Annotated in this window: 18 protein-coding genes; 5 read left to right on the plus strand and 13 right to left on the minus strand. The window is 61.3% G+C overall.

Annotation, left to right across the window (positions count from 1 at the left end; all coding sequences use genetic code 11):
* Positions 1-15: 15 nt before the first annotated feature.
* The 3 genes from M0H32_RS02210 to M0H32_RS02220 all read right to left on the minus strand — a co-directional run bounded on the left by M0H32_RS02210 (position 16) and on the right by M0H32_RS02220 (position 3,668).
* Entirely contained in the window at positions 16-1,992 is a 1,977-nt protein-coding gene (locus M0H32_RS02210) for a methyl-accepting chemotaxis protein (protein WP_282449009.1), read from the minus strand.
* Positions 1,993-2,157: 165 nt separating this feature from the next.
* Entirely contained in the window at positions 2,158-3,039 is an 882-nt protein-coding gene (locus M0H32_RS02215; RefSeq protein ID WP_248150137.1) for a thermonuclease family protein, read from the minus strand.
* A gap of 65 nt (positions 3,040-3,104) precedes the next feature.
* The gene (locus tag M0H32_RS02220) at positions 3,105-3,668 is read right to left on the minus strand and encodes a helix-turn-helix transcriptional regulator (protein ID WP_248150139.1); all 564 of its coding nucleotides are present in this window, start codon (positions 3,666-3,668) and stop codon (positions 3,105-3,107) included.
* Positions 3,669-3,874: 206 nt separating this feature from the next.
* Between M0H32_RS02220 and M0H32_RS02225 the strand changes: the two genes are divergently transcribed.
* A complete protein-coding gene (locus tag M0H32_RS02225) occupies positions 3,875-4,219 on the plus strand; it encodes a DUF952 domain-containing protein (protein WP_248150141.1) in 345 nt (114 codons plus the stop codon).
* Positions 4,216-5,310, plus strand: coding sequence for a quinone-dependent dihydroorotate dehydrogenase (locus M0H32_RS02230; RefSeq protein ID WP_248150144.1), 1,095 nt, complete (start codon positions 4,216-4,218; stop codon positions 5,308-5,310). The genes M0H32_RS02225 and M0H32_RS02230 overlap by 4 nt, the downstream gene beginning before the upstream one ends.
* A gap of 197 nt (positions 5,311-5,507) precedes the next feature.
* Here M0H32_RS02230 and M0H32_RS02235 read toward each other — a convergent pair whose 3' ends face one another.
* Both M0H32_RS02235 and M0H32_RS02240 read right to left on the minus strand, forming a co-directional pair.
* Positions 5,508-6,854, minus strand: a complete 1,347-nt coding sequence (locus tag M0H32_RS02235) for an MATE family efflux transporter (RefSeq protein WP_248150146.1) — start codon at positions 6,852-6,854, stop codon at positions 5,508-5,510.
* 49 nt (positions 6,855-6,903) lie between these two features.
* Positions 6,904-7,245 carry a winged helix-turn-helix transcriptional regulator gene (locus tag M0H32_RS02240; protein WP_248150148.1) on the minus strand — a complete coding sequence of 114 codons (342 nt, stop codon included), beginning with the start codon at positions 7,243-7,245 and terminating at the stop codon, positions 6,904-6,906.
* Positions 7,246-7,334: 89 nt separating this feature from the next.
* On the opposite strand from M0H32_RS02240, the gene M0H32_RS02245 reads away from it, so the two are divergent.
* On the plus strand, positions 7,335-8,072 hold the full coding sequence (locus M0H32_RS02245) for a hypothetical protein (protein ID WP_248150151.1): 738 nt from the start codon (positions 7,335-7,337) through the stop codon (positions 8,070-8,072).
* Between the two features lie 86 nt (positions 8,073-8,158).
* On the plus strand, positions 8,159-9,091 hold the full coding sequence (locus tag M0H32_RS02250; protein WP_248150153.1) for a histone deacetylase family protein: 933 nt from the start codon (positions 8,159-8,161) through the stop codon (positions 9,089-9,091).
* Here the strand turns inward: M0H32_RS02250 and M0H32_RS02255 are convergent.
* From M0H32_RS02255 to M0H32_RS02290, 8 genes are all read right to left on the minus strand, one after another.
* Positions 9,054-9,332, minus strand: coding sequence for a DUF6460 domain-containing protein (locus M0H32_RS02255; protein ID WP_248150156.1), 279 nt, complete (start codon positions 9,330-9,332; stop codon positions 9,054-9,056). The genes M0H32_RS02250 and M0H32_RS02255 overlap by 38 nt on opposite strands.
* A 544-nt stretch (positions 9,333-9,876) precedes the next feature.
* Positions 9,877-10,950 (minus strand): AraC family transcriptional regulator, encoded by a 1,074-nt coding sequence (locus M0H32_RS02260; protein WP_248150159.1) that lies wholly within the window; start codon positions 10,948-10,950, stop codon positions 9,877-9,879.
* Between the two features lie 160 nt (positions 10,951-11,110).
* On the minus strand, positions 11,111-13,321 hold the full coding sequence (locus M0H32_RS02265; protein ID WP_248150161.1) for a 3-hydroxyacyl-CoA dehydrogenase NAD-binding domain-containing protein: 2,211 nt from the start codon (positions 13,319-13,321) through the stop codon (positions 11,111-11,113).
* A gap of 20 nt (positions 13,322-13,341) precedes the next feature.
* Positions 13,342-13,725, minus strand: coding sequence for a cupin domain-containing protein (locus M0H32_RS02270; RefSeq protein WP_248150164.1), 384 nt, complete (start codon positions 13,723-13,725; stop codon positions 13,342-13,344).
* Positions 13,726-13,728: 3 nt separating this feature from the next.
* Entirely contained in the window at positions 13,729-14,937 is a 1,209-nt protein-coding gene (locus tag M0H32_RS02275; protein WP_248150167.1) for an acetyl-CoA C-acetyltransferase, read from the minus strand.
* Between the two features lie 27 nt (positions 14,938-14,964).
* Positions 14,965-15,603 (minus strand): glutathione S-transferase family protein, encoded by a 639-nt coding sequence (locus M0H32_RS02280; protein ID WP_248150170.1) that lies wholly within the window; start codon positions 15,601-15,603, stop codon positions 14,965-14,967.
* A gap of 115 nt (positions 15,604-15,718) precedes the next feature.
* Positions 15,719-17,515 carry an acyl-CoA dehydrogenase C-terminal domain-containing protein gene (locus tag M0H32_RS02285; protein WP_248150172.1) on the minus strand — a complete coding sequence of 599 codons (1,797 nt, stop codon included), beginning with the start codon at positions 17,513-17,515 and terminating at the stop codon, positions 15,719-15,721.
* Positions 17,516-17,911: 396 nt separating this feature from the next.
* Positions 17,912-18,373, minus strand: a complete 462-nt coding sequence (locus M0H32_RS02290) for a MerR family transcriptional regulator (RefSeq protein WP_248150174.1) — start codon at positions 18,371-18,373, stop codon at positions 17,912-17,914.
* A gap of 427 nt (positions 18,374-18,800) precedes the next feature.
* Here M0H32_RS02290 and M0H32_RS02295 point away from each other — a divergent pair, with 427 nt between their 5' ends.
* A complete protein-coding gene (locus M0H32_RS02295; RefSeq protein WP_248150178.1) occupies positions 18,801-22,775 on the plus strand; it encodes a peptidoglycan-binding protein in 3,975 nt (1,324 codons plus the stop codon).
* Positions 22,776-22,912: the final 137 nt, after the last annotated feature.

Genomic DNA, 22,912 nt, shown 5'->3' on the forward strand with positions numbered 1-22,912 from the left:
TGGCCGGATAGCATCCTATTTGTGTTCGTCGAAGAACTGCACACCGGCCTTCGTGCCTTCCACCCAGATGACATGGCCAAGGCGTTCCCTGCCTTCATAACGCACGCAGACCGTTTGCCCTGTTTTGAGGCCGGAAACGCCTTTGAGGCCGACACCGGTGCCGGACAGGTTTTCAAGCGTGACAGACTGGGTTTTGCCTTCGACCTGGATTTCCGCCCTGGTTTCCATGTCCTGGCGCGGCGATCTGCGGGCCTCCGCGTCCTTGAGTTCCTGTTCCATGGCGGCCGCAAGGTCCTGCAGACCTTTCAGCACCTTTGTGCTGGCCTTTTCCAGGTCCACCAGCGCAACGAAGGCCTCCGTGGTGTTGCCTTGTTCGGCCGCGCTCAGCGCGCGGTGACCGGCATCGTGGACGTCCTTGTGGGGAGCAACGAGGTTCTTGAACGCCGAATGCGCCCGGATCTTCTCGTTCTTGATGTTGTCATACCACTTTCCAAGACGGCAGTGATGGTGGTCCGGCATGGCCGTTGAGGCCCAGTCGTCATGGCCGGTAACCGTGTCGACGACCCGCTTCTTGAAGAGCACGTGATCGATGCGCGCCATTTCGATCAGGGACCTGTCGGAATCGGCGTCGAAGAAGGTTTTTGCAGAGCCGCTGAAGCTGTCGTTGCTCTTCTTCAGAACCTTCTGCATGCTGCCGAGCTGCTCGTCCGTGTTCCGGTTGGAGTCCGCCACATTTGCGACATTGCGCGCAATCTCGTGGCTGGCTTCTTTCTGCTGGTGCAGGATCTCCGTGATCTGGGTGACGCGGTCGGAGACATTTCCGACCATGCCGTCGATGGACTGCATGATTTCATTGGCGGCCGTGATCGCGTCCTCGCCGTTTTGAACCGCACCTTCCGAACTTTGAATGGCGGTCTGGATGGTTTCCATGCCTGCCGACAGGGCTTCGATCCGCTGCGCAATATCCTCGGTTGCCTTGCCGGTCTGCGAAGCCAGTGTCTTGACCTCGGAGGCCACAACAGCGAAGCCCCTGCCGGCTTCCCCCGCGCGGGCGGCTTCGATGGTTGCGTTCAGGGCCAGGAGGTTTGTCTGGTCGGCGATCGACTGGATGACCGACAGGAATTCGCTGATCTGGGAGGCGGCTTCGCTGAGGTCGGCCAGGCTCTGAGAAGTCTGCCGGGACGTCGACGAAATGTCACCGATGGCCTTGGAGACGGCCGACATCTTGTCGAGCCCGTCCTTCGCGGCGGCGTTGGTGTGATTGGCTTCCTCGGCGGCGCCTTCGCTGTTCTCGGAAATCTGCCCGATGGAGGCGACAAGCTGGTCGGCGGCCGCTGAAATCGACTGGCCGTTTGCGTTGGCTTCCTGCGTGTTCCGCGACAACAGGGCCATCGACATGACGATCTCGTTGAGTTCGCTGATCGTGTTGGCGGTCGTGCGCAGATTGTTGAGATCGATGGTCTCGCGCTTTTCCAGCTCCTCCAGGCGGCGGTTTTCCGTTTCAAAGGCGCGCTGCGCGAGGATCATGTCCAGAAACAGGCGGGTCACAACGGCTTGCATGTCGCGGATCATCGCGCCTTGGGAGAACCGGTTTTTCTTTACAATCACGGGGAGGATTTCATTCAGCAGCCGGCCGAACGCGGACATCAGCCATTCCGCCTTCAGACCGATCTTCACATGCGCCTGACCGATCCGCGCGGCCTGGCCGATGAATTCCAGATCGGGATCGTGGTTGAAGATATAATCCCAATGTTTGGTCTGGGCGTTTTTGAGGTGTCCTGTGTTCTTTTCGTGCGCCCCCATTTTCTGGCGCAGTTCGTCCTGTTTCAGCAGCTCTTCGTAAAAGCGGTCAAGAATGCCGGGCAGAGCCGATTGCAGGGATTTCCAGGCTTTTTGTGCGGTCGCTGTATTACTGCCGCTCTGGGACATGAACTGTACATATTTGGAGATATTGTTAGCTTCTACAGGTTTTTTATGGGCGGCGGCGCTCATTACTCTTCGGCCCTCGTGGCGGAATGGATGGGTAGGGCCGACTGTCGCTTACTTCTGTAAATATATGTCTAATTGTAGGACATGTCATTTCTACCTATTAACTATATTAGATCTTGGTCAATGAGGGTTAACGTTAGGGAATGCACGGCGCGACGGGCTGGCCGATCATTGAACGGGCGAAACTGGCTCGGCTTCGTTTCCGGACAGGGTGGCGGGGGCCGTGTCCGTCCGCAGGCTCCATTCCACAATCTCCGGTTCCAGGTCCTCGAGCCCTGGCAGAGTTGCGTCGGGTTCGCCTTCCCAGCTGGTCTTGGGCAGGTCCGTAAGCCATTCTGCCTGCCATTTGCCGATTTTCTTTTCCCGGGCCTTGTCGGCTATCTCGGCGAAATCGGCGGGCGCGCCTTCGGCCGGGTCGGCCCAGCCATATTGGACGAGACGCTTGCTCAGGTCGAATGAGCCCCGCGTGCAGGTGGCGAGGATCTGTTGCGGTCCCGTCTCCTCGATCTTCTCGCAGGTCACCTTGAACTGACGGACCAGCCCGCGCAGAAAGGTTCGCGCGCGTGTACCGCACGGCCATGTGCCGCCCAGCCGGGAGAGGCAAGTTTCATCCAGTTTCAACGGTTTGATATGCGCCAGGGTGACCGTCAACCGGTCCGACTTGATATGACCGCCATCGAGAACCTGAACCCGAACGAGTTCCAGCGGGCCGTCCGGGACAGGCTCGATCGGCGGATCCTTCAGTTCCAGATAGCGCTTGGACGGTTCGATCCTTTTGAGACTGCCGTCAACCTTCGGCGCCGATACGCCTTCCGGTGACACGTCGCGAATGTCATCGGGCAGGGGAGCTGTGGTCTGCTGAGACGTGGCGGGTCCGGTTGTTCCGGTTGAGGCCGGATCGAGAACGGATGCGGGAAGTTGGGCGGTTTCCGCAGAAGCGACAGACGTCTCGCCCTCGACAGATGGCGGCTCGGCGAGCAACAGCCAAGCCACCAGGCCGCCGCTGGCGGTCAGGAGAAAGGCTGGCACCAAGAGAGGCCGAAGTCTCATCCAACGTCACTCACTTTCACTGGCTTGCCCAGATAATACGGGCTGACCACTCGATTGCCGAGTGCCTATAGCTCACCGAGGCGGGCTTGTCCCCTATTGAACTGAGCTTCAGCTCGTGCGTGCGTGCGGGCGCGAAGTTCAAAAAGGGACGGGGTATCGGCTTGCGGCTTGAGCACAAGCCGGTCGCCCTGCCTGATGACGGCATCGCGGGACGCAACGAGGATGTCCCCGTCGCGGTAATGCGGAAGGAAGGCTTTGCCCGTCACACGCATGGCAAAAGCGCCAGGCATGGCTATGTCGGGCAAGTCATATTCCGTCAGACCGGATCCAAGCCGCTGATTGCGGTCGTCGAAGAGGCGTCCGACCGTCAAGGCCGGGGCTCTGTTCGACCCGCTGTCGGGGTTGCCGAAGCGATAGGCGAATGTTTCCAGGGTCTCGTTGGTTGCGTTCAGGATCTTGGCGAGCGACTCCGTCGATGGCCAGCGCGGGCGGCCGTCGCCCGCGTGCCGTTTCGACGGATTGAAGGATGTCGGGTCCAGGCCTGCACGCCGCGCGAGGCCCGATGGCGACAGGCCGTTCCTGGCCGCCAGCGCGTCGATCGCGGCCCAGACTGTTTCATGCGAGAGCACGGTTGCCGGTTTTCCTTTCCAGGATCTTCGGACAGGAAGATATTCCTTGCCCGATATATGGTTTTTCCCGGTGAAAATGCAAAAGGCGCAAAATCACCGGTGTGCCTCTCTTGTTCCCCGCCGGTCTCCTGAGTAGTGTCCGGGCCGGTCGGGAGACAGACAGGCAGAACCGGCAGGCAGAACCGGCAGGCAGGACCAGGGCGCAGATGACATTGATATTCAAGATCGTACCGAAAACCCTATGGCAGGAGGCCGTTGAGCGCGGCGTCTTCGAGGGAGCACCCGTGGACCTCGCCGATGGCTACATTCACTTCTCGACCGGCGAGCAGGCGCGGGAGACCGCCGCCAAGCACTTTGCCGGCCAGACCGATCTGCTGCTGGCGGCCTTTGAAGCGGAGCGGTTCGGTGAAGCTCTGAAGTGGGAACCCTCTCGCGGCGGTGCGCTGTTTCCCCATCTCTACGACACCTTCGAGCCCGGCGCCGCGCTCTGGGTCCGCGACCTGCCGCTGTCGGCCGAGGGCGCGCATCTCTTTCCGGAGCTGGACCAGTGAGACTGCCTCTGCTTGAGAACGCAGCCCTGAAAGGACTGCAATGCCTGGACGCGGAAACCGCGCACCGACTAACGGTCAAGGCGTTGAAAACCGGTCTTGTTCCCGGGTGCGCCGCGGCTGGCGATCCGAAACTGGCCGTCAAGCTCTGGGACCTGACGTTTCCCAACCCGCTCGGCATGGCGGCCGGCTTCGACAAGAACGGCGAAGTGCCCGACGCTCTCTTGAAACTTGGCTTCGGTTATACCGAAGTCGGCTCTGTCACTCCGAGGCCCCAGCCGGGCAATCCCAGGCCGCGCGTGTTCCGGCTGCCGGAGGACCAGGGCGTCATCAACCGCTACGGCTTCAACAACGACGGCCATGCGGCCCTGCGCGCGCGCCTCGACGCCCGCAAGCGCCTTGCCGGCATTGTCGGCATCAATGTCGGCGCCAACAAGGATGCCGAGGACCGCATTGCCGACTATGTCGCCGGGATCTATCAGTTCGCCGACATTGCGTCCTATTTCACGGTGAACATCTCGTCTCCGAACACGCCGGGCTTGCGCGACCTGCAGGCGCGGTCTGCCCTGGCCGACCTGTTGACGGCGGTGATTTCGGTCCGGGATGAATGCACACAAAAACTCGGCCGGCATGTGCCGGTCCTGCTGAAAATTGCACCGGATGTCGCAGACGAGGATCTCAGGGACATTGTCGAGGAAGTTCTTGCCAAGAGTGTCGACGGTCTGATCGTTTCCAACACCACCATCACCCGCGACGGTCTCAGCGGCAGAGGTCCGGCCGATGAAGCCGGCGGCCTCTCCGGCCGGCCGCTGTTCCGCAAATCGACCATCGTGCTTGCGCGCGCGCGCAAGCTCGCCGGTCCGGACCTGCCGATCGTCGGGGTTGGCGGCATCGACAGCGCGGAGACCGCCTGGATCAAGATCACCGCAGGGGCAGACCTGTTGCAGCTTTACTCCGCTCTGGTCTTCAAGGGCACGGCGCTGGTCGACGAGATCCTGACCGGACTGTCTGCCAAGCTGCGGGAGAACGGCCTCAACACCCTGCGCGAGGCGCGCGACGCCAATGTCGAGGCCTGGGCATCCGAAACGGTTTAGGATCGCAAGAGCCGCACAAAACTCCGCGTCATCCTGAGGAGCCGCGACAGCGGCGTCTCGAAGGATCGGCCACTTGCTCTTGGAGCGTGCAGCCGATCCTTCGAGACGGGCCTTTGGCCCTCCTCAGGATGATGGAGAGTGTGTTGCCTCCTGAGTGTTCGAGGACCGTCAGGCGCCAGCGTCTGGCCCCATTCGCCTCACGCAAACGTCTCCGCCGCCCGCTTCCGGCAGGCGGCCAGCAGGGTCAGGCCCCTGATGCCGAAAAAGAGAAGAAACGCCAGCCAGAGGCCGTGGTTGCCGAGCAGCGGGAACAGGCTGTAATAGGCCGCCAGATAGAGCGCGAGCGACAGAAGCATCATGTTGCGCATGGTGGACGACCACGTGGCGCCGATAAAGACCCCGTCCATCTGGAAGGCCAGCACGCCGAAGACGGGCGTCATCACCGCCCAGATCAAATAGGTCTCCGCGCCGAGACGCACTTCCGGGGCCGTGGTCATGAAGGCAATCATGGCCGGGCCAAGGGCCCAGAAGAGCAGAGCCAGCAGTCCGGCCAGGGCAAAGCTCCACAGGGCGGTCAGTTTCAGCGTGCGGTCGAAGGCAGGCCGGTAGCGCGCACCGACGGCGCGGCCGGCAAGCTGTTCGGCCGCGGTGGCAAGGCCGTCCAGGAAGAAGGCCCCGACCATGATGAATTTCTCCAGAAGGGCATTCGCCGCCAGCATCGTGTCGCCCTGGTCCGCCGAGCGGGCCATGAAAAAGGCAAAGGCATAGAGCAGCGTGAAGGAGCGGATCATGATGTCCCGGTTGACCGCCATCATGCGTATGAGCAGACGCCGGTCGAAAATGACGGCGGCCGCGGGCCAGTTACCCCCCTTGGCATGGGCCAGAACCAGAAATCCGCCCACGAGTGTCGCCGCGACCTCGGACAGGACCGTGGCGAGCGCCACGCCTTCCACGCTCCAGCCCAGCCCGATCACGAAAAACACGCTGAGCACGATGTTGAGCCCGTTGAGCACCAGCTGCAGCAGAAGCCCCGTGCCCGCTCGGCCGAGACCGATGAACCAGCCAAGAATGGCGTAATTGGCCAGGAGAAACGGCGCGCTGAAGAGACGGATGTCGAAGTAGCGTTCTGTGGCCGTCTGGACATCGTCACTGCCGCCCAGAAACCAGAGCCCGACTTTCAAAAGGGGAACATTCAGGGCCATGACCGCAAGGCCGCCCGCGAAGGCGATCACCAGCGCGCGCAAGAGGGTTGCCTTGATCTCTTCCTCATTGCGACCGCCAACGGCCTGGGCCGTCAGTCCGGTCGTGCCGGATCTCAGGAAATTGAAGGTGGTGAAGACAAGGTCGAAGATGATGCCGCCGAGCGCGATGCCGCCGAGAAGGGCGGCATCGCCCAGACGTCCGATCACCGCCATGTCGACGACGCCAAGCAGTGGTGTTGACAGGTAGGCCAGCGTCATCGGCACGGCGATGGCCAGAACCGAGCGATGAGTGACGGAAAAGGCAAGCCCGGACGGATCGGGGGTGTTTGCGGACTGGGACATGGAGGTCTCGTGTTGAACCGGTCCCTTGTGTCCAGTTCGTTGCTTAAGGTCAACCTGTGTCAGGAAGGCTTCCATCGTCAGCAAGCGCGCTACCCCAGTCGTACAGGGCGTCCATGACGGGAGCAAAGCTTCGGCCTTTTGCGGTCAGGACATATTCTCCCCGGGGCGGATGGCTTGAATAGAGACGTTTTTCGACGATGCCCATCTTTTCCAGCTTTTTCAGCCGGCTCGACAGCGTATTGGGTGAAAGGCCGAGTACGGCCTGTAAATCCTGAAACCGAAGTTTTTTTCCTTCGAGGAAAAATTCTCTCAAGATCAGGAAAGACCATTGATCTCCAATGACATCGGTTGCCCGTCTGATCGGGCAGTTGGCACGTGACAGCTGTTTCATGGCATGAAATGTAGGTCGCCACTTGCAATTTGTGAAGTAACTACAATTTTTATAGTGACTATGTGAAATGTAGTATGTGGAGTGGTTTCATGTTTGCAAGTTTCCTGGAATTTTACGTGAGGGTGTTCACGACCCTGTTGCCCATGCTGGCTGCGGCTGCCGTTGCAGTTTCGGCACAACAGGCCAGAGCAACCATGCGAGAGACCGCGCTTGCGGTGGGCTGTCTCGGTCTGCTGTTCGGACTTTGGTATGCTCTGGCTGCCTTCATGGGTCTGCAGGGCCTACTGATGCCGCCCGAAACGGTCACCGGTGTACCATATATCCTGTTCTTTCTGTTCGGCGGTTCGGCACTTCTGATCCTTCTGGGCCGGGCAACGAAACTCGGGCGCAAATTGACGGGACAAGCCGATCAGAGAGTGCTGGTCGCCCTCCAGGTGCCACGGGTCATGGGTGGCGTGTTTCTGCTGGGCTGGGTGTTTGGTGAAATTCCCTGGCAATTCGCTCTGCCCGCGGGGCTTGGTGACATCTGGGCGGGCATCGCCGGCTGGCAGGCATACCAGGCCTTGAACCGTGGGGCAGAAAACGCGAAGGCACTGGTGTGGCGCGCCAATGTCATCGGGCTCGCCGACTTTGCGGTGGCGGTCGGAACCGGGTTGATGACATCGGAAGGGTTCTTTCACGTGATGGCTCAAGCGAATCCGAACATTATCAACCATTTCCCATTGGTGCTGTTTCCGGCGTTTTTCGTACCGATTTTCCTGTCCGCGCATGTCTTCTCGATCCTGCGCCTGCGCAGGAGTTATTCCAGGCTCACCGTGTCTACGTGAGGTGGGGTAAGCCATACCGCCGCCCGGTCAGACCGGGCGGCATTTCGGGGCTGTCACCCGTCAGCGGGCGCCTTATATTGCGCTCAATGACTTTGCCGATTGTCCACCATCCGGCCTATTGCGCCGATCTGCCCGCCAATCACCGTTTTCCGATGGACAAGTTCCTGGCGGTGGCCGAGTTGATCCGGACCGAAGATCTCTTGGACGGCCACCCGTTCTACCGGCCGCGGCCGGCTCCCTTCGAATGGGTCGCGCTTGCCCACGACCCGGTTTATGTGGATCAGGTTTTCAACGCTCATGTACCGGAGAAAGTCGCCCGGGAAATCGGCTTTCCCATGCGCGCCGACATTGCCCAGCGTGCCCGCTGCGCCACCGGCGGCACGGTACTGACCGGCTATCTTGCCCTGGAACATGGACTTGCCTGCAACACGGCCGGCGGCAGCCACCATGCGCGGCGGGCCCATGGCGCGGGCTTCTGCGTCTTCAACGATGTCGCCGTCGCCATCAAGGTGATGCAGGCGGACGGGGCGGTCCGAAATGCCCTGGTAATCGATCTGGACGTGCATCAGGGCGATGGCACTGCGGACATTTTTCAGGGAGATCCGGACGTCTTCACGTTTTCCATGCATTCGGAAAAGAACTATCCCGTTCGCAAGGTGCCCTCGCATCGGGACATCGGCCTTGCAGACGGCACCGGCGACGAGGTCTATCTGGCGATCCTGGCGGAAACCCTGCCGGAGCTGTTGGCCACGCGCGCCTGGGACATCGTCTTTTTCAATGCCGGGGTCGATCCCTATGGCGGCGATCGCTTGGGGCGTCTGGCGCTGACACGCGAGGGCCTTTGCCGGCGCGACCGATATGTGATGGAGACCGTCAGGGCCGCGGGGATTCCGTTGGCGGGTGTTCTGGGCGGCGGCTATTCAACCGATATCGACGAGCTCGCCGACCGGCATCTGACCCTGCACAGGACCGCAAGAACGGTCATGAACGGGGCCGTCCCATTGCCAGAACGCGTGTGATCAGCCAGATCGGCACCACCACTATCGCACCTATGACCAGATAATTGCCGAGACGGTCAATGGCGTGGAACCCCATGTCCCACAGGCGCTCGACAAAATTCACGGCCATGTCGATCAGGTCGAGCGGATCGAGATTGAGGGCGGAAAGGACGATCCCGACCACAAAGGACAGGAACACGAGCCGCAGCAAGACCTGGGCGGGCGAGCCACCCAAAAATCGGCTCAGGCCTGTATCGGACATTTCGGGGACTCCTGCGTGGTCGTGTTCCATGAGTCCCAAGTTAGGAAGGGGAGCGCGAAATTACAATGTGACCTGATGGGCCAGACCCTCAGGGCGCTGCTCAAGCGACCGCCTTCGGACCCTCCGTAAACTTGCCGATTAATTGCAGGTGGTGTCGTAAATCGCTAAATCCTGTTCGTGTCACGCCAAAGACAAGAGGCAACTGCTGGCGTATTGAAAAAGGCAGGAAGTTGCAACCACACGTAAGCGATGCTCCCACACGCGCTTGCGTTCTGCATTCCTCCACCGGTGGTGAAAGACAGTCTCCCGGCCGTAGCGGACGGTGGCCGGAGATCAAAAGACGATCACGCCAACGGGGCCCTCGATCCGGAGAACGGCTCTCCGTTTCCTCATCCGGACGGAAGGGCACCAGACAGACCCTCAGGAGGGAGTCTTGCGGATGTCTGTTTGCAAGGAAAGATCTCTGGCACGGTGATGGCACTGCCCGAAGCTGTCACCGTGCCTCAATTCCCGATGACCTGTTTGGCTTTCTACTCGGTTGCGATCATTCAGCGGCCTCGGCAGTGTCAGGCCTTGAACCGGCGAACAAAGTTGTCCGCCTGCCAGTCAGGCCGGAACTGTCGCGCACCTTTTTGGGTGAGACGCCGAACCATGTCTTTACCGCGCGGGAAAAAGTACTCAGCTCGGAAAAACCCAATAGATAGGCTATTTCCTTCATCGGCATGTCCGTTCCACGCAAATAGCGTTCCGCTGCCGACCGCCGGATTTCCTCGCTGAGCTTCCGAAAACTCGTGCCTTCCTTTTCCAGGAGCCTTTGCACGGCGCGTTGGGACATGCCGAGCTTCGCCGCGATCTGCGGCAGCGTGCAAGCGCCGTTGGAGAGGTTCGAGGCAACTTCGTTGGCGATCCTGGACAGGGGCGATTCCATTTGCCCGAACCGGTCCAGTTCGCTGCTCGCCGATTTCAGGATGATGTCGTAGAGATGGGCGTCGTTCCGGCGCAGCGGACGTGACAGGAGCGTGGTCGGGATCAGGATCCTGTTGTGCGCAGCGCCGAATTTCAGCCGGCCCTGGTATTTTTTCTGGAAGTTCGAGGTCGATACCGGTGCCGTGGTGGCCAGTTCGATCAGGATCGGCGGAACCTGCATGTCCAGGGCAAGTTCGATCTGCTGGGTGGCCCAGCCGATCCGGCCGAACATGTTCTGGCGCCACTCACCCCGACCTTCCAGGATCGGCCATTCGACATAGCCGCCGGTTTCGTCTTCCTCGAAAATCATCCGGTAGGCGTTGGTGCGGATCGGCGAGAACCGGACCCAGGCCTGGCATGCCTCTCTCAAGGTCGGCGCGCAGGCAAACAGGTAGTCGAAAATGGAGAAACAGCCGATTTCGACATTGTTGAACAGGTCGAACATCGTGGCATCGTCACCAAGCACATCGGCGACATGCTCGAAGACGGCATGCCAGGCCGTGATCGGGACGGTTCCCTGAGGATCGTCGAGGCTGGCGAGATCAAAATCATATTGGCGCGCCATCGCCGGCCAGTCCAAATTCGCATTTGGACAAATGTCACGCAGTACCCGGAACACGTCCGAGCGCGCCCATTCGCCTTCAAGCGGCATCAAAGTCTCCTGCCAGACCGTGCACGATTTCACGTATTCAAACTGTGCATGACAAGTCAGGCTGGATCAAGTTCTGTCGTAATTTGCAAACAAATATGTCTTTAAACTTATGTATAAATAACAATGCCGCCTCCGTCGGGAGGCGGCACTTTTGCTTTTATCAGGCAGCTTCGCTGACCTTTTCGGCGGGTTTGGGCGGGAACTTTCCGTAGAAGGTCGCGTTCTCCTTGGCCATCTCACGCAGCAGTTTGTTCGGCTTGAAGCGCGGACCCCATTTGCGGGTAAACTTCTTGCACAGTTCCACAAAGGCGGGCGTGCCCATCATGTCGATATAGCTGAGCGTGCCGCCGGAATAGGGAGCAAAGCCGAAGCCGAGGATCGAGCCGACATCCGCTTCGCGCACGTCCGTCAGACATTTCTCCTCGAAGATGCGGGCGGTTTCCAGCGCCTGCATCACCAGAAGGCGCTGCTTGAGCTCTTCGATGTTGAAGCTCTCGGCCGGTTTCGGCTGACCGACCACATCCGGAATGCCCGGCCACAGGCTCTTGTCGCGGCCCTTGTAGTCATAGAAGCCCTTGCCGTTCTTGCGGCCGAAGCGCTCCTGCTTCACCACCATTTCTTCCAGGATGTTGTCGAGCGGGCCTTCGACATATTTGACGCCGAGATCCTTGCGGGTAGCCGAAACGATTTTCCAGGCCAGATCCAGCGCCACTTCATCGCCAAGCGACAACGGGCCGACCGGCATGCCGGCCATCTTGCCGGCATTCTCGATCATTGCCGCCGGGACGCCGTCGGCCAGCATCATCAGGCCTTCGCGGATATAGGTCATGACGACCCGCGATGTGTAGAAACCACGGCTGTCATTGACCACGATCGGGGTTTTCTTGATGGCCTTGATATAGTCGAGCGCCATGGCCAGCGCCCGGTCGGAAGTGCGCTTGCCGAGGATCACTTCCACCAGCATCATCTTGTCGACCGGCGAGAAGAAGTGGATGCCGATGAAGTTCTTCGGCCGCTTGGAGGCCTGGGCCAGCGAGGTGATCGGCAGGGTCGAGGTGTTCGAAGCGTAAATCGCCCGGGACTTCATCACCGCTTCCGCCTGTTCGGTCACGGTCTTCTTGATCTCACGGTCCTCGAACACGGCCTCGATCACCAAGTCGCAATCGGCCAGCGCCTCATAGTCCGTGGTGGCGGTGATCTTGGCGAGCAGTTTTTCCTTCTGCTCCTCGGTGCCGCGGCCGCGCTTGATCGCCTTGCTCATCAGCTCGTCGGTATGGGCCTTGCCCTTGTCGGCGGCTTCCTGGCTGCGGTCGATCAGGACGACATCGATGCCGGCCTGAGCGGTGACATAGGCAATGCCGGCGCCCATGAACCCGGCGCCCAGAATGCCGACTTTCTTGATCTTGTTCGGGCGCTGGTCGACCGGACGGCGGGCCAGCTTGTTCAGCTCCTGCATGGAGACGAACAGCGAGCGGATCATGCTGGCGGCTTCCGGCGTCTGCAACACCTTGGCGAAGTAACGGCTTTCCACCTGAAGCGCGAGATCCATCGGCAGCTGCAGGCCCTCGACGACCGAATGCAGCAGATAGCGCGCGCCCGGATAATTGTCGAAGGTCTCGCGGCGGTAGATGGCGTTGGCCGCCGGCCAGAACTGGAACCCGGCCGGGGAATAGACCTTGCCGTTCGGCAGCTTGTAGCCCTTCTTGTCCCAGTCCTTGACCGGATCGAGGCCGGCTTTCAGCATCTTCTTGGCGGCCGCGACCAGCTTCTTGGTGCCGGCAACCTCGTCGACCAGCTTCATCTGCTTGGCCTGTGGTGCGCGCAGGGTACGGCCTTGAAGCAGGAACTGCATGCCCTGCTGGCCGTCGGTCATGCGCATGACACGCTGGGTGCCGCCGGCCCCAGGGAAGAGGCCAACCTTCACTTCCGGCAGGCCCATTTTCAGGCCTTCGTCGACCACACGGCCGTGACAGGCGAGCGCCAGTTCGGTGCCGCCGCCCATGCAGGTGCCGGCGACTGCCGCGACGAAGGGTTTGCCACAGGTTTCCAGCTTGCGATAGACCAGCGACAGCTTGCGCGAGCCTTCAAAGAGGGCCTTTGCGGCCGCTTCCGGGTCGTTGCCGCGCTTGATGTGGAAGTCCTTCAGAAGGCCTTCCAGCATGGTCAGGTCCGCACCGCCGGAAAAGGCGGCCTTGCCGGAGGTGATCACCGCGCCCTTGATGGTCTCGTCGCCGGCGACCTGGTCGACCAGGGCATCCAGTTCGTCCATCACGGAGAGATCGATGACGTTCATCGACTTTTCCGGCATGTCCCAGCTGATCAGGGCGAAACCGTCCTCATCGGTTTCAATGGTGAAATTCTTGTAGCTCATCGTGTCATTCCTCCTCGGGGTCAGGCGTTGCCGGAAGGCAGGTGGGCGCGCTGCTGCGCTGCCGTCTTCGTGCCTTCAACAACAACGTCTCCGGTGTGTTTGGTTTCCGCGGGTTCGAACAGCATCACCCAGCATTCCTCTTCGGCGACCGGGTTATGCTCGACGCCCTTGGGCACCACATGCATGTCGCCCGCGATCAGCACGGCGTCGTCCCGGTCGCGGTAGCGGATGGTCAGGCTGCCCTTGACGATGAAGAACAGCTCGTCCTCGTCCTCATGGTCGTGCCAGACGAATTCGCCCTTCAGCTTGGCCAGCTTGACGGTCTGATCGTTGACATCGGCCACCACGCGCGGCGACCAATAGTCGGTGATCTGTGCGAACTCCTTGTCGATGTTGCTGATCATCGTTCAGACCCGCTCGATGATGGTGGCCGTGCCCATGCCGGCACCGATGCACAGCGTCACAAGCGCGGTGTTGAGATCGCGGCGTTCCAGTTCGTCCAGAACGGTGCCGAGGATCATGGCTCCGGTCGCGCCGAGCGGATGACCGAGGGCAATCGCACCGCCATTGACGTTGACGGTCGCCGGGTCGAGATCGAAGGCCTGCTGGTAGCGCAGGACAACGGAGGCGAAAGCCTCGTTGATCTCGATCAGGTCGAGATCCTTCATTTCCATCTTGGCGTTTTTCAGGAGCTTCTCGGTGACATCCACCGGGCCGGTCAGCATCAGGGCCGGCTCGGAGCCGATGTTGGCGAAGGCCTTGATGCGCGCGCGCGGCTTCAGGCCGGAGGAGCGGCCCGCCGTGCTGGAACCGATCAGGACGGCGGCTGCGCCGTCGACGATGCCGGAGGAGTTGCCGGCATGGTGCACATGCTTGAGGCTTTCGATTTCCGGATGGGCCTGGATGCCGACCGCGTCGAAACCGCCCATGGCGCCCATCATCTCGAAGGACGGGTTGAGCGATGCCAGCGACTGCATGTCGGTGTCCGGGCGCATATGCTCATCCTTGTCGAGGATGGTGATGCCGTTGATGTCCTTGACCGGTATCACCGATTTGGCAAAACGGCCTTCGTCCCAGGACTTGCCGGCCCGTTTCTGGCTTTCCACCGCATAGGCATCGCAATCGTCGCGGCTGAAGCCGTATTTGGTGGCGATCAGGTCGGCGGAGACACCCTGCGGCATGAAATAGGAGGGGATCGCGACCTGCGGCTCGATCGGCCAGGCGCCGCCGGATGCACCGAGGCCGACGCGGCTCATGCTTTCCACGCCGCCGGCGATGACCAGCTTGTGCTGGCCGGCCATGACCTGGGCCGACGCCATGTTGACCGCGTCGAGGCCGGAGGCGCAAAAGCGGTTGATCTGCATGCCCGGAACCGACGTGTCGTAGCCTGCCGCGAAAACCGCTGCACGGGCGATGTCGCCGCCGGCCTCGCCGACCGGGTCGACGCAGCCGAGCACGACATCGTCGACCCGGCCGGTGTCCAGGCCGTTGCGGTCGCGGATGGCTTCCAGCGCTGTCGCGGCGAGCCGGACGGCGGGCACTTCGTGCAGCGCGCCGTCCTTCTTGCCACGCCCGCGCGGAGTGCGCACGTGATCGTAAATATAGGCTTCGGGCATCAGATCCTCCTCTAGATCAGATCGTCCTCAGTTGCTCTCCGGCATGGGATGGCCGGGCATGAGGTCATAGGGGTGTTTCCAGCCGGGCAGGGCCTTGATGCGGCCCAGCCAGGCAACGACATTCGGGTAGGCGGCAAGGTCGATGCCGAGCTCGCCGTCGTAAAAGAGGTAACTGCACAGCGAGAAGTCGGCGGTCGTCGGCTTCGCGCCGATGGCGAATTCGTTCTTGGCAAAATGCTTGTCCAGGATGGCGAGCGCGGATTGCGACCGGCCGTCCAGGAACTTGGTGACGTCGGTCTCGCCGGTTTTTACCAGCGTGCGCATGAAGCGCAGCGGACCGATCAGTCCGGAGACCTTCTGGTTGTCGAAGATCGTCCAGCGCAGCACCTCACGACGTTCTTCGTTATTGTCCCAGCCGAACCGGCCGAATTTCTCGACCAGGTAATCCATGATCACGGCGGACTGGGTCAGCAGCTTGCCGCGGTGATCCAGCACCGGCACTTCACCCATCTCGTTCAAGGTCGAGCGGAATTCTTCCGTGCGGGTCTCCCCGTTGAAGAAATCCACCCATCTCGGGGTCCAGTCGGCACCGCACAGTTCCAGCATCAAGGCCACTTTGTAAGAGTGACCGGACTGGGCCATACAATGAAGAACGTAATCAGCCATAACGTGAAATCTCCCTGGCAAATTGAATCGGTGGAAAGATTATCCGGATTGGATCCAATTTGCTTGGGTGAATTTCCAGCCCGATCACACGAAGAAGTGAGCGGGCCGGAAAGACTTAGAAGGCCTCGGCGTCAACCGACATCATTGTGTCCGAACCTGTGGAAATACGGGCCAGATGCGCCGCGGTTTCCGGCATGGTGCGTTCCATGAAGAAGGTGCCGAAGGCGTGCTTGTTTTCCAGCCATTCGGCCTTGTCGCCGGCGCCGTTCGCCAGCTTCTCCTTGATGGTCTTGGCCATCAGGGTCCACATGTAGCCAAGGGCCACAAGGCCGAAGAGATGCATGTAGTCGGTGGAGCCAGCCCCGGCATTGTCCGGGTTCTTCATGGCGTTGTTCATGAACCACATGGTGGCGGCCTGCAGGTCGTCGGCCCCCTTCTTCAGCGGACCGGTGAAGGCTGCGAGCTCCTCATTGTCCTTGTGTTCCTTCAGGAAGCTGTTCAGTTCATTGAAGAAACTCATGATGGCGCGACCACCGTTGGCCGGTAACTTGCGGCCGACGAGATCCAGCGCCTGGATACCGTTGGCGCCTTCATAGATCATGGCGATGCGGGCATCGCGCACAAACTGCTCCATGCCCCATTCGCCGATATAACCGTGGCCGCCATACATCTGCTGGGCATTGACCGCGTTGGCGAAACCGGTGTCGGTCAGGACGCCTTTGAGGACCGGTGTCATCAGGCCCATCATGTCGTCGGAATACTGCCGGGACTTCTCGTCGTCGGAGCGGTGGGAGACATCGCCGTGCAGCGCGGTCCAGATGACAAAGGCCCGGGCGGCCTCGTTGAAGGCACGGATCGACATCAGGGTTCGGCGGACATCCGGATGCACGATGATCGGATCGGCGGGCTTGTCGGCATTTTTCGGACCCGTCAGCGAACGGCCCTGCAGACGGTCCTTGGCGTAGGTGACCGCGTTCTGATAGGCGACCTCGGACTGGGCCAGACCCTGGACAGCGACGCCGAGGCGGGCCTCGTTCATCATGATGAACATGGCCTTGAGGCCTTTGTTCTCCTCGCCGACAAGCCAGCCGGTGGCGTTATCGTAGTTCATCACGCAGGTAGCGTTGCCGTGAATGCCCATCTTGTGCTCGATCGAGCCGCAGGAGACGCCGTTGTTGGCGCCGACCGAGCCGTCATCGGCGATCTCGTTGCGCGGCACCACAAAGAGCGAGATGCCCTTGACCCCGTCCGGCGCGCCTTCGATGCGGGCCAGCACCAGGTGAATGATGTTCTCGGCGAGATCATGTTCACCGGCGGAAATGAAGATCTTGGTGCCGGAGATCTTATAAGAACCGTCCGCCTGCGGCACCGCCTTGGTGCGGATCAGGCCCAGATCCGTGCCGCAATGGGGCTCGGTCAGGTTCATGGTGCCGGTCCAGGTGCCGGCGATCATGTTCGGCAGGTATGTCTGCTTCTGCTCGTCCGTGCCATGGGTGGTCAGCGCCGCAACCGCTCCGGCCGTCAGGCCCGGATACATGGAAAAGGCCATGTTGGCGGAGGAGGCGAACTCGTTGAAGATGGTTGCCAGCGTGTGCGGCAGACCCTGGCCGCCATAGTCCGGGTCCGCGGACAGCGTGCCCCAGCCGTTTTCGCAAAAGGCCTTGTAGGCGGCGTCGAAGCCCTTGGGCGTCGTCACCGTGCCGTCGTCGTTGCGGGTGCAGCCTTCCTGGTCCCCGGTCTGGTTCAGCGGTTGCAGGATTTCCTCCGCAAACTTGCCGCCTTCACGAAGGATCGCTTCGACCAGGTCGAGCGGCGCGTCGGCGAAACCGGGCAGGTTGGAATAGCGTTCGTAGCCAAAGACGTCTTTCAGGAGAAAAAGCGTGTCATCGACGGGCGCGGAATAGCTCGGCATGGAAATCCTCCCAGATCAGCCGGTTGGTCTCAGGTTTACGTTTCCGTAAACGTCAACTTGAGGCTCTATATACGCGTGTTGATTTCGTCCGGCAAGTGGTGTCCCTAGGGAAGGGATGACAAAAAAATACGCCTAAAACATGCTCAAGGGAATGATTTTCGAGGGACGCGGACACGGATCCGTGTTGGGAAGCCGTGTTTTTGAGGGGGTTTGCAACATCACGCTGTGCGGGAGGTCTTTCAAAAAGCAATCAAAAATTGCTTCAAGGTGACGGGAATCGATACCAGATGTTGCGCGTCACGCTGCGGCAGACCATGTCGCCCTTGACGAGCAGGCACAAAAAAACCGTCGGCGAAACGGCCGACGGTTTCTGTCAACGCTGCTGAAGAAGACGGCTTACGCCTCTTCGGCTTCCTTGTGCTTCAGCATGCCGGACACGATTTCGACCGTGCGGGACAATTCCTCGATGGCCTGCTCGATGTCCTTGCGCTGTTCTTCCAGAACTGCGATCTGCTCATTGAACCTGGAAAGGGCCACGCGCAGCTGGGTAACCTGGCCGTCGCGCAGATCGTAGAGATCGAGCATGTCGCGGATCTCCGAAAGGGAGAAGCCGACGCGCTTGCCCATCAGCACCAGCTTCAGGCGGGCACGGTCGCGGCGGTTATAGACACGGTTGAGACCGTCGCGCTTGGGGTTCAAGAGGCCCTTGTCTTCGTAAAAGCGCAGCGTGCGCAGGGTGCAGTCGAATTCCTTGGCGAGGTCGCCAATGGTAAACTGGGTCTTCTTGGTGCTGTCATCGGTTGCGGACACGACGTCCACAAGGTCGTCTTCGTTGAGGATCGAAAGCGCTTCGCTCATAGCAGTTTGTACTCATCTTCAAGCCGTTTGCCGGCTCATTGCTAAAGTTGTCAGTTTTTCGAAACCCGCACCCGGGAAAACTTTCCCGGTGCGAAAAAGGGCGACACGGATGCGGATAAACGCAAGTTGGCTCAGCCGGTTTCTTGCGCCTTGTTTAGCTTACGTTTGCGTTAAGGTCCAGCCACGTAAGGTCGCCTTGTCAAAATTCGTTAACGCGGTGCCGGGCGATTCGCTCGAACAGGGGCTGTGGATAGCGATTCTTCATTCGAAAACAATCGGTTTTCGCAATTAGCAAGAAGAATTAACGGCCTGTTTACCCTAAACCGACAAAGTCTTTCAAAACGCTGTGCTTCTCGTCGCTTAGGCGAAATTTGGGCGCAGACTGTTCCATCAGCGGTCTGAATGACCGTAAGCCCAGGGTCAAGACATGCCGGCTTGGAAGAAACACGAGGCAGGACGCCGCGGCCGTGATGCGTATGAAAGCGACGACTTTTACGACACTCCGCGCCGCGAACCCGCGCGCAGCCGTATTGAACGGCTGACCAGAACGGCGACGGCGCTCGGGGGCCATGACCGCTTTCCGCATGACGAACGGGACGAGGACCTGGACGCTGTGGCCGACGAACTCGACCGGCTGCTGGCCGACCAGGAACAATCGCGCGGCCGGCGGCCGGCACCGCGCCGGCGGGCTCCACGCCGGGAAAGCGGCATGGACGACGTCATGGGCGCCCTTGACCGCCTCGACGAGCAGGTGCAGGGCCTCGCCCGCCACGACGACGAGCTGGAAGAACCGGCGCCCCGGCGCCAGCGCCGCCCAGGCAGCTATGCCATCGAAAACCTGCCGGACGACGACTATTATTCCGACGATCACGATGACCATGACTACGCTCCGCGCAATGGGCGGCATGGCGAGCGCAGCGCGCGCGCCAACCGCGACGCCTCGATGCATATCTACAAGGATCTCGGCCGCCGTATCGACGCCCTGAGAGCACCGCAGGAAAAGGCCTTCAACCAGGTGCGCGAGGAAATCGGCTCCCTGCGCGACGCGCTTGGCGGTCTGTCGCGCGGCACCAGCGAAACGGTCAGCCGCCAGAACGCGGAATTGCGCCGTCTGGCGGACATGGTCGAGCGTCTGCGCGCCGACAAGAAGAACGACCAGCTGGCAAAGGACATCCGCAAGGAAGTTGCCGACCTGAAGGACATGGTCGGCCGCACCAATGTGGAAGGCGCTCTGCAGACACTGGAGCATGGTTATGCCCATATCCTCCAGCGCCTGGACGAACTCTCCCGAGCGTCTGTCGACCCGCGGATCCTGCGCGGCGTGACCGCGCGTCTCAACGAAATCGAAGACGCCTTCGCGGTGCTGCCGCGCTCCGAGCACATGATGGTCCTGGAAGACCGGGTTGTCAGCATTGCCGAGCGCATGGAAGAGCTGCTTCAGCAGAAAAGCCATGCCGACATCGAGCCGCTGCGCGCCGAACTGCGCGAGGTCCGTGGTTTTGTCGAGCAGATCGACATCAAGGGGCTGGTCGAGGGCATCGACGACCGCATGAAATTTGTCTCCAGCCGGCTGGACGATCTGGAAGTCCTGGCTCGCGAGCAGCGCGGTCTCGACAACCGTCTGTCGGCGATGGAGCAGCGCATGCCGGAGCCGGAGACCATTTCCCGGCTCCAGGGCAGGCTGGAGGATATCGTCGGCATGATGGCCGACGACCGGGCAACACCGGTCGACACCGATCAACTCGACCAGGTCGACCGCCGATTGAACGATATTGTCGACCGGCTGGAGCGGATGGAACAAAGCCCGCCTCTGCCGGCAGGCGACAGCGGCGCCTTTGCGGCGCTGGAGACACGGCTGGAAGCCATTTCCGGCAAGATCGACGCGATCGAGAAAAAATCCTCCCGTCCCGTGCCGGTGCTCGACGCGGCGACCATGCGCGCGGGTGGCGGTGGCGACACCAAGTTCATGGTCCAGTTGCAGGAACGCCTCAATGAGTTGAGCGCCCGGCTCGACCGGCCGCAGGACACGGTGACAACCTCGGATCTGGACAAGCTGCGCCAGGAAATCGGATCCATGCGGGCGAGCGTTGCCACGCCTCCGAACACGGAAGCCCTGGAACAGCGTATTTCGGATCTTGCGCAGATCGTCACCAAAGGCGCGGAAGTCACCGACGATGGCCGCTTTGAACAGCTCGGCGCCAAGGTTGCCGCACTGGCCGAGCAGATCGAAAGAACGTCGTCCAAGGCGTTCAGCGTCGACCAGTTCTCGCCCTATTTCGAACGGCTTGAAAAAGGCCTGGCGCAGACCCGCGAGGATGTCGCGGATATTGCCAGACAGGCCGCCCGCGAAGCGGTGGCCAATGCCCCGGCGCCAAAAAACACACAATATGACGAAGCCATCAACTCGCTCCAGGGGGACCTGAAACGGTTGCTGGATGCGGCCGAAGGCAGCGAAGAGCGGACCCGCAACACCTTTGACGGGGTCAAGTCGGTCCTCGGTTCCTTGACCGAACGTCTGGACGATCTGGAGCGGGCGGAAAAGCTCGATACGTCAAATTCGGCACCGGCCGCGCCGGCGGCAAGTTTCTCGCCGATCAAGGTCGAGGAACCCGCGCCGCTGTTCGGCCGCGCTCCTCAAGCGGACAGGCCGGCACCTGCCGCCGAGCAGGCCGCGGCGCCGGTCCAGCCGGAAGACCGTGGCCGGGACCGCAAGGCTGATTTCATCGCCGCCGCCCGCCGTGCGGCTCAGGCAGCTTCCGCGGAAGCCGCTCAGCTGGAGAAAAGGCAGAAGGTTGAGGACGCGCCGGAAGACGCGGACGAAGAGCGCGGCAAGGCCCGCGTCGGCTGGCTGCGCAACGTTCTGAAACGCGACAAGTCGGCATCTGCCAAGGAAAACAAGGCCGCGCCTGCGGAGGATCTGGAACTCAGCCCGGAAGACGTCACTGACCGGGAATTCGAGGCCCAGGATGCCACTGTGCTGCCGGGAGACCGGCCGGCACCGGAGACGCCGCAATCGTCCGGAGGCCGCCGCCGCGCGATCCTTTACACTGCCGCTGCGGTGGTCCTTCTGATTGGCACATTGCAGGTGTTCCGCCTGGCTTCGACTGGCTCGGAAGATAGCGACCAGCTTGCCGCCGTTCCGCAGGAGACCCAGGAAACCGCCGAGGCCGCTCCGGCATCGGCTCCGGCAGCCGCGCCCGCCAACACCGCTCCGGTGGCGCTTGCCGAAGATCGCGAGCCGCCAGCCGAGAGCACCATGACCGGCACAGAGCAGGCCGGCGCTGCACCCGCCGCCGATATGCCGGCCAGCGACGCTCCCGCGGTCGCAGCGGCCCCTGCCAGCCAGGTCCCTGTCAGCCAGGCGGAAACCGTTCAGGCCGCTTCCGCTGCCGGGCCGATGGAAGCGGATACGGGTCTGGCCTTTGCGCCTCCTTCTGGTGTCTCCGGCAGCTTCGGCGAGCCACCCGTGGATGCAAGTTCGGGCTTCCAGCCGAGCGAAGCGGGCAATGCACCGTCAAACCTTTTGGCCTCGCTGCCGCCTGAAGGCGTCGGCCCGATGGCGCTGCGCAGCGCCGCCGCCGCCGGCAATGCCTCCGCCGAATTCCTGGTCGGTGTGAAATACACCGAAGGCCAGGGTGTGGCACCGGATCTCTCCAAGGCGGCTGTCTGGTATCAGAAGGCGGCGGACAAGGGCCTCGCTCCGGCTCAGTACCGGCTCGCGAGCCTTTACGAAAAGGGCCGCGGTGTCGACAAGGACGTGCCCAAGGCCAAGGCCTGGTACACCAAGGCCGCCGAGGCGGGCAACGCAAAGGCCATGCACAATCTGGCCGTTCTCTTCGCGGAGGGCGGCGGCGAACAGCCGGATTATGCCGCGGCCGCCAAATGGTTCGAGGAAGCCGCCAATTACGGGGTCAAGGACAGCCTGTTCAATCTCGGCATTCTTTATGCTGGCGGCATCGGCGTCGATAAGAACCTTGTCGCCAGTTACAAGTGGTTTGCCATTGCAGCGGATCAGGGCGATCCGGAAGCGGCCAAGCGCCGCGACGATGTCGCCAACATGATGGATCAGGAAACCCTGGCCAATGCGCGCCTGGCTGTTGAGCAGTTCACCCTGAAAACGCCCAATCCCTCCGCCAACAAGGTGACCATGGAGCCGGGCTGGTCCGACAGCTCGTCGCTGCCGGCCGAAAAGGCCTCGGTTCAGGCCGCCGACAACACGGCGATGATCAAGGAAGCTCAGGACAAGCTGAACTATCTCGGCTTCGACACCGGCACGCCGGACGGCCAGATGGGACCGCGTACGCGCAGCGCCATCCGAGCGTTCCAGCGCAGCCTCGGCCTGCCGGAAACCGGGGAAGTCGATAACCGTTTGATGGATGAGCTTAAAAGTCAGGCGATTTGACGGAAAACCGGCCGGCACTGGTTTAATTTCGACCATCCGAACCGAACGGACCCGCTGGCCGGTTGACACGCTGGCCAGCACGGGTCTTTAACCAATTCAAATGTAGCCTCTGCCTACCAGTCTTCTGTCAGTTCCGG

The sequence above is a fragment of the Roseibium sediminicola genome (genome assembly GCF_023156505.1).
Taxonomy (GTDB): domain Bacteria; phylum Pseudomonadota; class Alphaproteobacteria; order Rhizobiales; family Stappiaceae; genus Roseibium; species Roseibium sediminicola.

Excerpts from the sequence above, each read along its gene's own strand:
- M0H32_RS02270 (WP_248150164.1), bottom strand. The coding sequence starts at position 13,725 with ATGATCAGCAACATCGACAAGGAGTTCGCACAGATCACCGACTATTGG.
- M0H32_RS02255 (WP_248150156.1), bottom strand. The coding sequence starts at position 9,332 with ATGTCCGATACAGGCCTGAGCCGATTTTTGGGTGGCTCGCCCGCCCAG.
- M0H32_RS02215 (WP_248150137.1), bottom strand. The coding sequence starts at position 3,039 with ATGAGACTTCGGCCTCTCTTGGTGCCAGCCTTTCTCCTGACCGCCAGC.
- M0H32_RS02295 (WP_248150178.1), top strand. The coding sequence starts at position 18,801 with ATGCCGGCTTGGAAGAAACACGAGGCAGGACGCCGCGGCCGTGATGCG.
- M0H32_RS02225 (WP_248150141.1), top strand. The coding sequence starts at position 3,875 with ATGACATTGATATTCAAGATCGTACCGAAAACCCTATGGCAGGAGGCC.
- M0H32_RS02245 (WP_248150151.1), top strand. The coding sequence starts at position 7,335 with ATGTTTGCAAGTTTCCTGGAATTTTACGTGAGGGTGTTCACGACCCTG.
- M0H32_RS02275 (WP_248150167.1), bottom strand. The coding sequence starts at position 14,937 with ATGCCCGAAGCCTATATTTACGATCACGTGCGCACTCCGCGCGGGCGT.
- M0H32_RS02265 (WP_248150161.1), bottom strand. The coding sequence starts at position 13,321 with ATGAGCTACAAGAATTTCACCATTGAAACCGATGAGGACGGTTTCGCC.
- M0H32_RS02260 (WP_248150159.1), bottom strand. The coding sequence starts at position 10,950 with ATGCCGCTTGAAGGCGAATGGGCGCGCTCGGACGTGTTCCGGGTACTG.
- M0H32_RS02210 (WP_282449009.1), bottom strand. The coding sequence starts at position 1,992 with ATGAGCGCCGCCGCCCATAAAAAACCTGTAGAAGCTAACAATATCTCC.
- M0H32_RS02290 (WP_248150174.1), bottom strand. The coding sequence starts at position 18,373 with ATGAGCGAAGCGCTTTCGATCCTCAACGAAGACGACCTTGTGGACGTC.
- M0H32_RS02280 (WP_248150170.1), bottom strand. The coding sequence starts at position 15,603 with ATGGCTGATTACGTTCTTCATTGTATGGCCCAGTCCGGTCACTCTTAC.
- M0H32_RS02240 (WP_248150148.1), bottom strand. The coding sequence starts at position 7,245 with ATGAAACAGCTGTCACGTGCCAACTGCCCGATCAGACGGGCAACCGAT.
- M0H32_RS02250 (WP_248150153.1), top strand. The coding sequence starts at position 8,159 with ATGACTTTGCCGATTGTCCACCATCCGGCCTATTGCGCCGATCTGCCC.
- M0H32_RS02235 (WP_248150146.1), bottom strand. The coding sequence starts at position 6,854 with ATGTCCCAGTCCGCAAACACCCCCGATCCGTCCGGGCTTGCCTTTTCC.
- M0H32_RS02285 (WP_248150172.1), bottom strand. The coding sequence starts at position 17,515 with ATGCCGAGCTATTCCGCGCCCGTCGATGACACGCTTTTTCTCCTGAAA.